Here is a 14,816-nt window from a genome sequence, read left to right as displayed (position 1 = left end):
CGATGTCATGAAAATGACTGGGTTTCTCGACAAGCTGAGTCCACAAAAGTGGACTCTTTCTAATTACGTCCCAGGAGGGATTCGAACCCCCGACCGACGGCTTAGAAGGCCGTTGCTCTATCCAGCTGAGCTACTGAGACATGATAACAAACAAAAAATTCAAGCAAAAAATATCTTATCATATCCACAAACATTAATCAAGGATTTTATATTAATCTTATTTTGGCTCAAAATCAATAATAGCGTTTGACCAACAATCGAAGTTGATTGCGAATCTCTGTAACGGAACTCAGACGACCTTATTGCGGTTTATTCCACTGTTCTGGATTTTAACGGAACCAGCAGACGTTATTTGATCATATTCATTCATGAGAGCATCATTTGGAAGAAATAAGGCCTCTCAGTTCCGTTAGATTTTTTTTACCCTCAAAAAACTAAATATAAGGTCTGCTAGTTCCGTTAGAATGATGTCTGTGTACGTCAAGCACTGATTAAGGGGTTGATTCCTTTTTTTGACGAAACATTATATGGGAACTTGTGGCGGAATTAGGGCGTGAGTTACAACATGAATTTTCATCGGGTGAGGTGTCTATGCTATAATCTACAATTGATAATTATAGTTTGACAGTTTAGATGAAGGGAGGTGTCCTTATCAGCGGAATTCAATCGGATAATAAGGATAATATCGTCCTATTCCCCAAGACTCTGGATTACTACCAGATTGAGCTTACAAGGATGTTGGAAACGGAAAGATACGGAGAGGCTGCTGAATTACTCAAGTTTTTGCTACAATGCCAAGGACAGGATCCAAGGCATTATGAAGAATGGCAGGCTCTGTTAGAGTGGTTGATGAGCGCTTTCCCTCAATCTCTGAATAATGATGATTTAGATATTGCGGAAGAAGAAGGCGAAGAGCAACTAGCCAGAAGACATATGGATGCTAAGATTGCTGAGGATAAAGACTATCCAAAGAAGCTACTGCAAGCTGTTATGGAAAGACCAATGTCAGAACATAGCTTTCTTGCGTTGGAGCAGTTAACTTATGTCGATATGTCTGAAATTGACGAAACCCTTCATTTGTGGTTGAATCGGAGTGAATTGCATCCATTGTTGCAGTATCGCATCCTGCAAATATTGAATCGCAGGGGTTCACAAGGCTTAATTAGGTTTCAGCGTGGAGGAGAAGAAGTAGAAGTCGAATTGGATCAAGTACCGTTGAAACCCGCTGATTTCCCACCTCCTGTGCAGGAAGTGTTGGAGAGAGTTGAACAACACACAGGGATTCATAATCCGACATTACTTTATTTTGCTCAAGAGTTATGGTACCAATTTATTATGGGAGTGTATGGGACTATGAATTATCGCTCCATACTTAGTGAGGGCGATTCAATCTTAGATGTATGGGCAGGAGTACTGCATACGATTGTGTCGGAAACTCTGTCCGATGACAAGAATGACGAAGAGATCCGTAGTCTCTATGGGATTACAGATAGTATGCGTTTGCGTTATGAACAGGCTTATCGCTCTATGAAACAGTTTGTTTCTATTGGAACAAAGTCCTGATTATGGGGAATAATACTCACTCTGGAAGTTACAGTACTTGCTCTTGTAAAATGATGTATTGTTGTTTATAATATAATGGTTATTCTGATCGTGTTATAAGGACAGCTATACTGAAACCTTGATAGCTGTTTTACCGCGATTCGGTTTCAGTATTTCAGTATAGTATAGTGAAATTTGGAGGGGAAGGCATAAAATGAAAGCAACTTGGGAAAAAATAGAAAAGAACCTTGGGGTTCTTGAGGTAGAAGTAGAAGCGGAACGCGTTTCCGTTGCACTGGATAAAGCGTTTCTAAAGGTAGCTAAGAAAGCTAATGTACCTGGATTCCGTAAAGGTAAAGTACCACGGCCTATTTTCGAAGCACGTTACGGTGTAGAAAGCTTGTATCAAGATGCAATCGACATTTTGCTTCCTGAAGTTTACGGTGAGGCTATTGACCAAGTGGAAATTTTCCCGGTTGATCGTCCTGAAGTAGACGTTGAACAGTTTGGCAAAGGCGAAACTTTCAAATTCAAAGCAAAAGTAACTGTGAAACCTGAAGTTCAACTTGGCGACTATAAAGGCATCGAAGTGCCTGCACAAAACCTAGAAGTTAGTGATGAGGAATTGAGTCAAGAACTTGAGCGTCTACAACAACGTCACGCTGAACTCGTTGTACTTGACGAAGAAGCGGCTCAAAATGGCGATACAGTTGTAATCGACTTTGATGGTTCTGTAGATGGTGTACCTTTCGAAGGTGGCAAAGCAGAACGTTATTCTTTGGAACTTGGAAGCAACACATTTATTCCAGGCTTCGAGGAGCAAGTGGTTGGCTTAGCAACTGGAGACTTCAAAGATGTTACCGTGACTTTCCCAGAAGCTTACCAAGTAGCTGAACTAGCTAACAAAGAAGCTGTCTTCGCAGTAAAGGTACATGAAATCAAACGCAAACAATTGCCTGCACTAGACGATGAGTTTGCTAAAGATGTTAGTGAATTTGATACTCTTGAAGAGTACAAAGAAGATCTGAAGAAACAATTGTTGGCTCGCAAAGAAAAAGAAGGACTCTCCGTTCGCGAAGGTATTGTTGTTGATAAAGTAGGCGACAATGCTGAAGTTGAGATTCCAGAAGCAATGGTACAAAGCGAAGTTCAAAACATGGTACGTGATTTCGACAATCGTCTTCACTCCCAAGGAATGAACCTTGAAATGTTCCTTAACTTCTCTGGTCAAACGATCGAAGACCTTCAAGAACAAATGAAAGGCGACGCTCAAAAACGCGTTCGCAACAACCTTGTCTTGGAAGCCATCGCAAAAGCTGAAGGTATCGTAGCTACTGAAGAAGAAATCAACAAAGAAGTAGCTGATATGGCTGTGGCGTACAAGCGTTCAGCAGAAGATATCCTTAACATTCTTGCAGCTAATGGTTCACTAAATAGTTTGAACGAAGATGTTACTCTACGCAAAACGATTCAGTTCTTGATTGAGAACAGCAAAGAAGTTCCTGCTGAGCAAGCAGAAGCTGCTAAGACTGAAGAGTCTGCTGAATAACATTACCTAATAACAACAAGTATTGCTTCAAGGCACGTATATTTAATGCGTGCCTTGATTTATCTCTTTTTTAGAATACATATATTTCCAAGTGGACCCGAAGCAGACCAAAGGTAATATATTGTGTTCCGGGCGACATAAACTGTAATGTGTGAAAAATGACATGTGACTTTGAACATGGTAGAATACTTCTGTAAGCGCAGAAATCGAATAAGAAAAGAGGTTGGTCACATGAATCTGGTGCCTATGGTTGTAGAACAAACAAATAGGGGAGAACGGTCTTACGATATATACTCAAGACTTCTCAAAGATCGCATCATTTTTCTAAGCAGCGCGATTGACGATGACGTTGCCAATCTCGTAATTGCTCAACTGTTGTTCTTAGCAGCCGAGGATCCTGAGAAGGATATTCATTTGTATATCAATTCACCAGGGGGTTCTGTTACTGCTGGGATGGGGATATATGATACTATGCAACTTATCAGCCCAGATGTTTCAACGATTTGTATGGGGATGGCTGCGAGTATGGGGTCGCTTCTGCTTACAGCAGGTGCGCCAGGTAAACGGTTTGCTTTACCAAACAGTGAGGTCATGATTCACCAACCACTCGGAGGTGTGTCAGGCCAGGCATCTGATATCAAAATCCACGCAGAATGGATTATCAAAACGAGACAAAAGTTGAACCAGATATATGTGGATCGTACGGGTCAACCCCTTGATAAGATTCAGCGCGATACGGACCGCGACTTCTTCATGAGCGCGGAAGAGGCTAAGGACTACGGGATCATCGACGAAGTCATCAATAAGCCGATCAAATCATAAAGGGGTGTTTACATGTTTAAATTTAACGATGAAAAGGGACAACTGAAGTGTTCTTTCTGCGGTAAATCGCAGGAACAAGTACGTAAGCTTGTGGCCGGACCGGGCGTTTATATATGTGATGAATGTATCGAATTGTGCACGGAGATCGTCGAAGAGGAACTCGGACACGAAGAAGAACTTGATCTCAAAGAGATTCCAAAACCAAAAGAAATCCGCGATATTTTGGATCAATATGTTATTGGTCAGGATTTGGCGAAGAAATCTCTCTCTGTAGCAGTTTATAATCACTATAAGCGTGTGAATACAGGTAGTAAGATTGAAGATGTGGAGCTACAGAAGAGTAACATCTTATTGCTAGGACCAACAGGTTCCGGTAAGACATTGTTGGCTCAAACTATGGCCAAAATTTTAAATGTACCGTTTGCAATAGCAGATGCTACTTCGCTCACAGAAGCCGGCTATGTCGGTGAGGATGTAGAGAATATTTTGCTGAAGTTAATTCAGGCAGCAGATTATGATGTGGAAAAAGCAGAACGCGGAATCATTTATATCGATGAAATTGATAAAGTGGCGCGTAAGTCTGAGAACCCTTCGATTACCCGTGATGTTTCTGGGGAAGGTGTACAACAGGCACTCCTGAAGATATTGGAAGGGACTGTAGCATCGGTACCTCCTCAAGGAGGACGTAAACATCCGCATCAGGAATTTATTCAAATTGATACGACGAACATTTTGTTTATTTGTGGTGGGGCATTTGATGGCCTTGAGCAAATGATCAAGCGTCGTGTTGGTAAGAAAGTGATTGGTTTTAATGCGGTTAGTGATGGACAGAAAGATCTGAAGCCAGGTGAGCATCTATCGATGGTTCTACCGGAAGATTTGCTCAAATTCGGATTGATTCCTGAGTTTGTAGGGCGTTTACCGGTTATTTCCACACTAGAGCCGCTAGATGAGCTTACACTTGTCCGGATTCTATCTGAGCCGAAGAATGCTCTGGTTAAGCAATATCAGAAGCTACTTGAGCTCGACAATGTAACATTGGAATTTGAGCCAAAAGCTCTTGAAGCGATTGCCCGTGAAGCAATTAAGCGGAATACAGGCGCTCGTGGACTCCGTGCGATCATTGAAGCATTGATGCTTGATGTAATGTATGAGGTTCCTTCTCGTGCAGATGTTACCGATTGCGTTATTACGGAGAAAGTCGTCATCGAGAAGACGATTCCTGAGTTGGAAACAAAGAAGAATAAGAAGCAAGAAGAGAGCGCGTGAAGATAATTTAACACGTGACAAAATAGATGTTGAATTCTCCACCTTTGTAGAGTGAGCCCCTAGCTGGCTTTACTTACGGGGGTGGAGCTTTGACGTTATGGGAGAGGTATGAAATGACATTCTTGAGACAAGATACGCGGGCTGTCAAAGTCGGTAATTTGGTGATTGGCGGAAGTAATGAAGTGATCATTCAGAGTATGTGTACTACAAAGACGGCTGATGTTAAAGCAACGGTGGCTGAGATTCTTCGGTTGGAAGAAGCGGGCTGCCAATTAGTTCGTGTGACAGTAAACAACGAAGAAGCGGCTGCCGCGATCAAAGAAATCAAGAAACAAATTCATATACCGCTCGTGGCTGATATTCATTTTAATTATAAGCTCGCTTTGCTAGCTATTGAGAACGGAATTGATAAAGTACGTATCAATCCAGGAAACATTGGCCGACGTGAGAAAGTTGAAGCTGTTGTTAATGCATGCAAAGAAAAGGGAATTCCGATTCGAATCGGCGTTAATGCAGGTTCACTAGAGAATCATCTCCTCGAAAAATATGGTTATCCAACGCCTGAAGCGATGGTAGAGAGCGCTTTGTTTCATATCGGCATTTTAGAAGAATTGGATTTTCATGATATCATCGTTTCCTTGAAAGCGTCTGATGTACCGATGGCAATTGCAGCATATTCCCAGGCGGCTAAAGTCATTCCTTATCCACTTCATCTTGGAATTACTGAGGCGGGGACTTTATTCACCGGCGCAGTGAAAAGTGCAGCAGGAATAGGAGCTCTATTGTCCATGGGGATAGGGTCAACCTTGCGGATTTCTCTCAGTGCTGATCCAGTTGAAGAAGTGAAAGTTGCTCGTGAGTTGCTCAAAACATTTGGGTTAATTACGAATGCTGCTACACTTATCTCTTGTCCGACTTGTGGACGCCTTGATATCGATCTTTTCTCCATCGCTAATGAGGTAGAAGCATATATTGCAAATTTAAAAGTGCCTATCAAAGTTTCGGTGCTTGGATGCGCGGTAAACGGACCTGGTGAGGCCCGCGAAGCGGATATCGGTATTGCTGGGGCTCGAGGTGAAGGTCTCTTGTTCCGATACGGAGAAATGATCCGAAAAGTACCGGAGGATGAGCTTTTGTCTGAACTGAAGAAAGAGATCGATCACATCGTTGAAGTATTTGAGGCAACGGGGGAAATTCCGGGGCGGAAAGAACATCGTGAAGTATCTTCTAAATAAATGAACAAAGGAGCCGTAGGCTGCGCGTTTTGTGCAGTTTACGGCTCTTTTCATATTTGATTAGAGAGATACCGCATCATTATCAAATCTAACCCGTTATTTTCAAAAAATAAAAAGTATCTTCATAATTCGCGTTTTATGATGGAGGGAAAAGGCTATACTACCATGTATCAGTCGAATTGTGGGAGGCTCAATATGATAGATATCAATGTAATCCTAATCGCCGTGCAAATGTTTTTTGCTGTGGTGATCGGCCTCTATTTCTGGAATCAGCTTCGTAGCCAGAAAGGAAATCGCACTGCGGTAGACCGAGAGTCACGTAAGGAAATGGAGAAATTGCGCAAACTACGAGCAGTCTCGCTTACTAAGCCGTTATCCGAACGGACGAGACCGTCTACGTTAAATGATATTGTTGGTCAAAAGGATGGACTGCGTGCACTGAAGGCGGCGTTGTGTAGCGCTAATCCGCAGCATGTTATTATCTATGGTCCGCCTGGGGTAGGCAAGACCGCGGCGGCTAGGGTCGTGATGGAGGAAGCTAAGAAAAATCCGAGTTCACCGTTCAAAGGTGATGCTAAGTTTCTGGAGATCGATGCTACTATCGCGAGATTTGATGAGCGTGGAATTGCGGATCCGTTAATTGGATCTGTACATGACCCTATATATCAAGGGGCGGGTGCAATGGGAGTTGCGGGTATTCCCCAACCCAAGCCAGGGGCCGTTACGAAGGCCCATGGTGGTATCTTGTTTATAGATGAGATCGGTGAACTACACAGTATTCAGATGAATAAACTGTTAAAGGTATTAGAAGATCGTAAAGTATATTTGGAGAGTGCCTATTACAGTTCTGAAGATACAGGGACTCCAGCCTATATCCATGATATTTTTCAGAATGGGCTTCCAGCAGACTTCCGCCTTGTTGGTGCTACAACTCGTTCTTCGCAAGATATTCCACCTGCGTTGCGGTCTCGCTGCATGGAGGTCTATTTCAGACCACTCCTTCCAGATGAAATTGCTCAGATTGCAGAGGATGCGGTGAAGCGAATAGGATTCAAGCCTTGCCCTGAGGCAGTTGATGTCATCAAGAAGTATGCTACAAACGGCCGGGAAGCTGTCAATATGGTGCAGCTTGCAGCGGGGCTCGCATTGACAGAGAAGCGTGATTATATGCTAGCGGGTGATCTGGAATGGGTAGCAACAAGTAGTCAGCTTACACCACGCCCGGATCGTAAGATTCCTGATCAATCGGAAATTGGAGTAGTAAATGGTCTTGCAGTATATGGTCCCAATATGGGGACTTTGCTGGAGATTGAAGCTACCGCTGTTCAGGTCGAAAAAGGTAGAGGAACCTATAACATTACTGGAGTTGTAGATGAAGAAGAGATAGGTGGAGGAAATAGAACACTTCGCCGAAAAAGTATGGCTAGAGGTTCCGTGGAGAACGTACTTACGGTGTTGAAGAGGATTGGTCTTGAAATCTCTAGGTATGACCTGCACATTAATTTTCCTGGTGGAACGCCAATTGATGGTCCTTCAGCGGGTTTAGCTATTGCTACAGCTGTAGCATCGGCGATTAAGAAAGTTCCTGTTGATCGTCGCATTGCGATGACTGGAGAGATAGGTATACATGGAAAAGTGAAGCCTGTCGGTGGTGTTGTAGCTAAAGTTGAGGCAGCTTTTCAGGCTGGAGCGACCACAGTGCTTATCCCGAAGGATAATTGGCAAACTTTATTTGAGGGTCTAGAGGGTTTGAAAGTCATCCCTGTTGAAACCGTTACTGAGGTGTTCCGCCATGTATTTGGACCCGAAGCAGAGAAGGACTTTGGTTTGTCATCAGTTGCCGACTTGTTTGCACCTGCACCTGGGCCGTTTCTGCATGCGGAATCACCACCACCAAATGGAAGCCTATAGTTTATTTGAAGGTTCAGCGTTGTATATAATGTTGCTTACATCTCTGGGCGGCTGCATTTCGCAGCCGTCCTTCGTTGGTGTTTTAATGTAACATTTGCTAAAATAGGAATGATCTTTAACGAGAACGTTTGGAGGTGCATAAACGATGGGAACTCTTAAATCCAAGGGCCGTCGTTTTCCTTTGCTTCCTTTACGCGGCCTTCTCGTCTACCCGAGCATGGTTTTGCATTTAGATGTAGGGCGGGAGAAATCCGTAAAGGCGCTGGAAAAGGCGATGGTTGACGATAATTTAATTCTCCTATGTTCTCAATCTGAAGTGAACATTGAAGAGCCGACACAGGAAGATATTTTTCGAATCGGTACTGTAGCAAAAGTTCGGCAAATGCTGAAACTACCCAACGGTACAATCCGGGTGCTAGTGGAAGGTATGGAGCGCGCTGAAATATTAGAGTATTTAGAGAATGAAGAATATTACGAAGTATTTGCTCAGGAGCGACCGGAAGAAGAAACCGAAGATCCTGAAGTGGATGCTTTGATGCGCACGGTGCTTACTCAATTTGAACATTATATCAATTTGTCCAAGAAGGTGACCCCTGAGACGCTTGCTGCGGTGTCAGATATCGAAGAGGCTGGGCGTCTTGCTGATGTGATTACGAGCCATTTGTCGCTCAAAATCAAGGACAAACAGGAAATATTGGAGACTATTGACGTTAGAAAGCGGTTAGAGAAGCTGCTGGATATTTTGAATAACGAGCGAGAAGTTCTGGAGCTCGAACGCAAAATCAACCAACGTGTTAAAAAGCAGATGGAGAAGACACAGAAGGAATACTATTTGCGCGAGCAGATGAAGGCGATTCAGAAGGAACTAGGCGAGAAGGAAGGTCGCACGGGTGAAGTCGAAGAACTTCGAGCACAGCTCGAAGAGAAAGGCCTGCCTGACAAAGTCCGTGAAAAAGTTGAGAAGGAAATCGACAGGTTAGAGAAAATGCCTACAAGTTCAGCTGAGGGCGGTGTGATCCGCAATTATGTTGAATGGTTGCTCAGTTTACCATGGAGCAATGCGGAGGAAGAAGATTTAGATCTAACCAAAGCGGAGCAAATTCTGAACGAAGACCATTATGGACTAGATGAGCCTAAGGAACGGGTACTTGAATATTTGGCTGTACAGAAGCTGGTGAAGAAGTTAAAAGGACCTATTCTCTGTCTTGTTGGGCCACCTGGGGTGGGTAAGACATCACTTGCACGCTCCATAGCACGTTCCTTGAATCGGGAATTTGTTCGTATCTCACTTGGTGGTGTCCGGGATGAAGCGGAAATCCGTGGTCATCGGAGAACTTATGTTGGTGCCATGCCTGGACGTATTATTCAGGGAATGAAGACGGCAGGTACACTAAATCCCGTTGTATTGTTGGATGAGATTGATAAGATGGCTTCCGATTTCCGCGGGGATCCGTCATCAGCCTTACTTGAAGTTCTAGACCCAGAGCAGAACAATACATTTAGTGATCACTTTATCGAATTGCCGTTTGATTTATCGAACGTCATGTTTGTGACGACTGCTAATGCGGTTCATAACATCCCTCGTCCTTTATTGGATCGGATGGAAATGCTATATATTCCTGGTTATACTGAACTTGAGAAGCTGCAAATTGCTACCAGATACCTGTTGCCAAAACAGAAGAGGGAGCATGGTCTTGAACCAGAACAACTTGAGATTGGCGAAGATGGACTGCTTCGGACGATTAGGGAATATACCCGTGAATCCGGTGTGCGTAATCTTGAGCAGCAAATTGCGGCTTTATGCCGGAAAGTTGCCAAGAGTATAGTGTCAGGAGGCAAGGAACAGGTAGTTATTACTCCTGAGGATATTAAAGATTATCTAGGTATTCCAAAGTTCCGCCATGGTGTAGCAGAGTTAGAAGATCAGATTGGCACTGTGACTGGACTTGCTTGGACTGAGGTTGGCGGAGAGACCTTAATTATTGAGGTTACAGTTGTCCCGGGAACGGGCAAGTTAACTCTTACCGGTAAACTTGGGGATGTGATGAAAGAATCAGCTCAAGCTGCTTTTAGTTATACACGTTCAAAGGCGGAAGTACTTGGTATTGCCCCTGATTTTCATGAGAAGAACGATATTCATATTCATATTCCAGAAGGCGCGATTCCGAAAGACGGACCGTCTGCTGGTATTACAATTGCTACCGCACTCATCTCCGCACTAACGAACCGTTATGTTTCGAAAGATGTGGCGATGACGGGTGAAATTACGCTCCGTGGTCGGGTATTGCCGATTGGTGGACTGAAAGAGAAATCGCTCGCAGCTCATCGGGCCGGCTACAAAAAAATACTACTCCCTATGGATAACGAACGAGACCTAAAGGACATCCCGGACAGTGTGAAGGAAGACGTTGTTTTTGTGCCGGTGTCCCACATGGATCAGGTACTGGAACATGCACTCGTGGAACAATCCGGAGTGCTCTAGAGAGGAATTATAAGAATGAAAGTAGTAAATGCAGAATTTGTAATTAGCGCAGTAGGCCCAGATCAATACCCTGTGGATGGCTTGCCAGAGATTGCTCTGGCAGGTCGCTCCAATGTGGGGAAATCCTCACTTATTAACCGAATGATTAATCGCAAGAACTTGGCGCGAACAAGTTCAACCCCTGGTAAAACGCAACACTTGAATTATTACAGAATTAATGATGAAGTGTATTTCGTGGATTTCCCAGGTTACGGATATGCGAAGGTATCTAAGACGAAACGTCAGGTATGGGGCGAAATGATCGAGAAGTATCTCTTGGATCGTGAGACACTTCGTCTTGTATTACTTATTGTAGACTTGCGGCACCTTCCTTCTAAGGACGATGAATTGATGTACGATTGGTTGAAACACTACGATATGCCGGTATGTGTTGTTGCGACAAAAGCTGACAAAATACCGAGATCACGGTGGCCAAAACATCTTAAATTGATCAGAGAAGCACTGGCGATGCGTGCTGGCGATGGATTTATCATGTTCTCTTCCGAAGAAGGCATCGGCAAAGATGAGCTTTGGAGTCATATCAAACAGCATATGAAGAATGAGGATCTTGGACCGAATATCACGGAAGAATGAAAAATGATAATGGATCACAAAGGGATTTGGAGAAGTTTCGGTAGGAAAGTGAGCATGCAGGGGGATTTTTGGAGCTAAGAACGGCTTAATCCGTTTTTTTCTGAAAAATGGCAGGAATTCACGTTTTAATCGCTGAGCAAATGCTTTAATGAGTAGTGTATAATATTTTTAAAGGATTGCTAAAAGAATTGAGGAGATTTTTATGGCTCAGCGGTTAGCCACAGAATATGTTAATGCCAGTTTACGTTTGTCGGAAGATCAGATGTCGCAGTTTATTCATAAAGTGTACGATCCACACGTACGTCAGCGAGTAAAAGTACTCGATAATGGCGGGCAAGTGGTGGTGCTGGAGGATGACGGTGGTGAAGAAGTCCATCTGCCCTTTGACCGCAGAGACGGTAATTACGTCTGTGAATTGTCTTTCCGCTTGGAAAAACCTCACTTAACCAACGTCATGAGACTTTTGTTCTCGACTTTTAAAGGTTCGGGTATGGTTACAAGAATTTATAATGGATTCATGATGATGTATTATTATCAAGAAGGTCGAGTTCGCAAAATTGAGGAATACTCACGTGATTCTCACAAACTAATTTACGAACATAAGGACACAGTTGGGGAGCTTCAACGGATTTATCGTAATAATGATGTGGAATTAGAGATCGATCTCATTCATAAAAGTATTAATGCTCTGCTCGATTTACGTATTGTCACTCAAGACTCTCATGAAGTGGGACGAATTGATGGAGAACTTCGTCAGCATACCCGCCGCTTATTTGTACTAGAAGCGTAAGGTTTACTTAGACGATTGTCACAGAATGAGCTGAAGCAACATAAAGTATTGAAGAAAACTACCTGTTATCTAGGGTAGTTTTTTTAGGACCTGGAGAATGCGCTAAGGTGTAAGTAAGGCGAGTTTCATTTGGAATATGTTCACACTCTTGAGCATTTTTTATGTAGATGGTTTTAAAAAAGGGTTGCATTTGTCGCTAATAGATGTTATTTTTAATCTCGTTGAAAAGAATATAGGAACCAGGATTCACTCAGGACATGGAGATGTTGCGAGAGATTTTTCCCTCGGGAAGTGAATGACGTAGGTCCTAGCGGATGAAATTTTTCAAACATTTTATTCCTAGGAAGGGGGAACCGAAAGATGGAATATTCAACTTTCGGAAGACACGTTGCTGTTGATACTTGGGGAGTAGACTTTGAGGTATTGAACAATGCGGACCTGTTGCAGGAGCATTTGGTGGAAGCTGCCGAATCTTGCGGAGCTACGATATTGTCAATGCAATCGAAGCAATTTGAGCCACAAGGGGCTACAGTACTTGTATTGCTGTCGGAGAGCCACCTCTCGATTCACACGTATCCTGAGAGAGGGTTTGCTGCAATTGATTGTTACACTTGTGGGGAGACTGTTGATCCACAGCTTGCGATCGATTACCTGGTGTCCGTATTGAAACCGGACAAAATATTCGCGAAGCAATTAATTCGCGGTTTGGGTGAACTTGAAGTCGTAACACCTGTTATGAATCAAGTGGAACTCGTATAAAGATAATACTAAGCTGGATAGAATAACCATGGAAATGTTCCATGGTTATTTTTTTTATGAAGTAAAAGGATAAGAAATGGCCTTCTTTCATAAATAGTTCATAAAAAGCTCACCGAAGTCTCAAGGAAACATTATTTCTCTGTGATATAATTAACAATATTTATTAGGGAATGATGCATGTATATTTTTACGAGGCAGGTGAACTTGCAATGCACGTCATCGCAGTTGGGTTAAATTATCGAACAGCGCCAGTGGAAGTTAGGGAGCGTTTTTCTTTTACAGATAGTGACATGCCACAGGCACTGCAAGAACTGAAACGTACCAAGAGTGTATTGGAAGGTGTCATATTAGCTACCTGCAACCGTACAGAAATTTACGTGGTCGTAGACAGGCTGAATATGTGTGAATATTATATTCGAAGTTTCATGGAGAAGTGGTTTGGAGTTCCTCGTGAGGAGTTCACTTCACATTTATATATGTATGAAGATAAACAAGCGATAGATCATTTGTTCCGGGTCGCTTGTGGACTAGATTCGATGGTTCTAGGTGAGACACAGATTTTAGGTCAGGTGCGAAGCGCCTTCTTATTATCGCAAAACCTGAATGGAACAGGAACTTGGTTCAATATGCTGTTTAAGCAAGCCATTACACTCAGTAAGCGGGCGCATTCGGAAACCGCAATCGGTGAAAATGCCGTTTCTGTAAGTTATGCGGCTGTGGAGCTTGGGAAACGCATATTCGGTAGCTTTAATGGTAAGAGAGTTTTGATTCTTGGTGCCGGTAAAATGAGTGAGTTAACAGCCAAACATCTCAGCGGAGGTGGTGCTGAGGAAGTACTCGTAGCTAACCGTACTTTTGGACGCGCTCAGGAACTAGCATCAAAGTTTGATGGAGTTCCCTGTACAATGCAGGAAGCTTTTCAGCGGCTGAAAGATATTGATATTCTTATTAGTTCTACGGGCTCTGAAGGATATGTCATTACGGCCTCTCAGGTGGCAAATAGTATGAAAATGCGTCCTGATCGTCCTTTATTTATGATTGATATTGCGGTACCACGTGATATAGATCCTTCAATAGGTGATTTGGAGAATGTATTTTTGTATGATATTGATGATTTGGAAGGTATTGTGGAAAGCAACATGGAAATGCGTCGCACCGAATCGATCAAAATAGAGGTTATGATTGAGGAAGAATTAAAGTTGTTTGACGAATGGATAGAAACATTGGGCGTTAAGCCAGTCATTCGTGCACTGCAGGAGAAATCATCCTCCATCCACGAAAGTACAATGGACAGTCTGTTCAACAAACTTCCAGAGCTGGATGAGCGCCAGCGTAAAATAATACGGCGCTTGACGAAAAGTATAGTTAATCAGATGATGCACGATCCGATTAACCGAGTTAAGGAAATGGCGGGAGAAAAGGGAGGCGCTGAGGCGCTAAAGACTTTTACGCAAATTTTCGCTTTGGAAGAACAGCTAGATGCCCAAATGGATGTAGATTGTGAGAAGGATTCTTCTCAGGAAGTTCAAGATGTTCAGGAGAATATACTCTCTCTTCTTGATAAAGCTCCACTATCATTGGTTTCGGGTTAGAAATATGGTGATAGCTAACCAAGACTAATTATTATTGAGTGTATAACCGGACCGGATTATTTTCTTCGATACCCTGAGCTTGCTGTTTCTTTACTCGAATTGCCTTCATGGCAACGCGGGTGTGAATCGGATAGGCCAGGGTTTCTTGTTTATTTACCGATCCCATATTGCTTATTAATGAGGTCCACTGATGGAAAAATAGATAATGGTGGAGTATGCTATTATCATTATA

At 43.1% G+C, this 14,816-nt stretch carries 11 protein-coding genes and 1 tRNA gene; 11 read left to right on the top strand and 1 reads right to left on the bottom strand.

The features are described 5' to 3' along the window. Nucleotides 1-66 precede the first annotated feature (66 nt). A tRNA-Arg gene (locus EJP82_RS24585) sits at nt 67-140 on the bottom strand. 595 nt (nt 141-735) lie between these two features. On the opposite strand from EJP82_RS24585, the gene EJP82_RS24580 reads away from it, so the two are divergent. The 11 genes from EJP82_RS24580 (at nt 736) to hemA (ending at nt 14,584) form a co-directional block, all read left to right on the top strand. Beyond that, entirely contained in the window at nt 736-1,563 is an 828-nt protein-coding gene (locus EJP82_RS24580) for a hypothetical protein (protein WP_246054417.1), read from the top strand. A gap of 193 nt (nt 1,564-1,756) precedes the next feature. Continuing rightward, complete coding sequence (gene tig / locus EJP82_RS24575) at nt 1,757-3,091, top strand: trigger factor (RefSeq protein WP_127194709.1); 1,335 nt, start codon at nt 1,757-1,759, stop codon at nt 3,089-3,091. Between the two features lie 231 nt (nt 3,092-3,322). Then, nucleotides 3,323-3,913 (top strand): ATP-dependent Clp endopeptidase proteolytic subunit ClpP, encoded by a 591-nt coding sequence (clpP, locus tag EJP82_RS24570; RefSeq protein ID WP_127194708.1) that lies wholly within the window; start codon nt 3,323-3,325, stop codon nt 3,911-3,913. Nucleotides 3,914-3,925: 12 nt separating this feature from the next. After that, entirely contained in the window at nt 3,926-5,182 is a 1,257-nt protein-coding gene (clpX, locus tag EJP82_RS24565) for an ATP-dependent protease ATP-binding subunit ClpX (protein WP_127194707.1), read from the top strand. Between the two features lie 113 nt (nt 5,183-5,295). Beyond that, nucleotides 5,296-6,417 carry a flavodoxin-dependent (E)-4-hydroxy-3-methylbut-2-enyl-diphosphate synthase gene (gene ispG, locus EJP82_RS24560; RefSeq protein WP_127194706.1) on the top strand — a complete coding sequence of 374 codons (1,122 nt, stop codon included), beginning with the start codon at nt 5,296-5,298 and terminating at the stop codon, nt 6,415-6,417. Between the two features lie 195 nt (nt 6,418-6,612). Then, a complete protein-coding gene (gene lonB / locus EJP82_RS24555; protein ID WP_370877727.1) occupies nt 6,613-8,328 on the top strand; it encodes an ATP-dependent protease LonB in 1,716 nt (571 codons plus the stop codon). Between the two features lie 145 nt (nt 8,329-8,473). Next, the gene (gene lon, locus EJP82_RS24550) at nt 8,474-10,810 is read left to right on the top strand and encodes an endopeptidase La (protein WP_127194705.1); all 2,337 of its coding nucleotides are present in this window, start codon (nt 8,474-8,476) and stop codon (nt 10,808-10,810) included. 15 nt (nt 10,811-10,825) lie between these two features. Continuing rightward, a complete protein-coding gene (yihA, locus tag EJP82_RS24545) occupies nt 10,826-11,443 on the top strand; it encodes a ribosome biogenesis GTP-binding protein YihA/YsxC (RefSeq protein WP_127194704.1) in 618 nt (205 codons plus the stop codon). Nucleotides 11,444-11,645: 202 nt separating this feature from the next. Continuing rightward, the gene (locus EJP82_RS24540; RefSeq protein ID WP_127194703.1) at nt 11,646-12,233 is read left to right on the top strand and encodes a non-ribosomal peptide synthetase module; all 588 of its coding nucleotides are present in this window, start codon (nt 11,646-11,648) and stop codon (nt 12,231-12,233) included. Between the two features lie 360 nt (nt 12,234-12,593). Beyond that, nucleotides 12,594-12,992: an adenosylmethionine decarboxylase gene (gene speD / locus EJP82_RS24535; RefSeq protein ID WP_127194702.1), complete on the top strand. Its 399-nt coding sequence runs from the start codon at nt 12,594-12,596 to the stop codon at nt 12,990-12,992. Nucleotides 12,993-13,201: 209 nt separating this feature from the next. Continuing rightward, complete coding sequence (gene hemA / locus EJP82_RS24530) at nt 13,202-14,584, top strand: glutamyl-tRNA reductase (protein WP_127194701.1); 1,383 nt, start codon at nt 13,202-13,204, stop codon at nt 14,582-14,584. Nucleotides 14,585-14,816: the final 232 nt, after the last annotated feature.

Source organism: Paenibacillus anaericanus (genome assembly GCF_003994475.1).
In the GTDB taxonomy this organism is placed as follows: Bacteria; Bacillota; Bacilli; order Paenibacillales; family Paenibacillaceae; genus Fontibacillus; species Fontibacillus anaericanus.
Note: the sequence above shows the minus strand (reverse complement) of the source record. Positions and strands in the feature narration are given on the sequence as shown.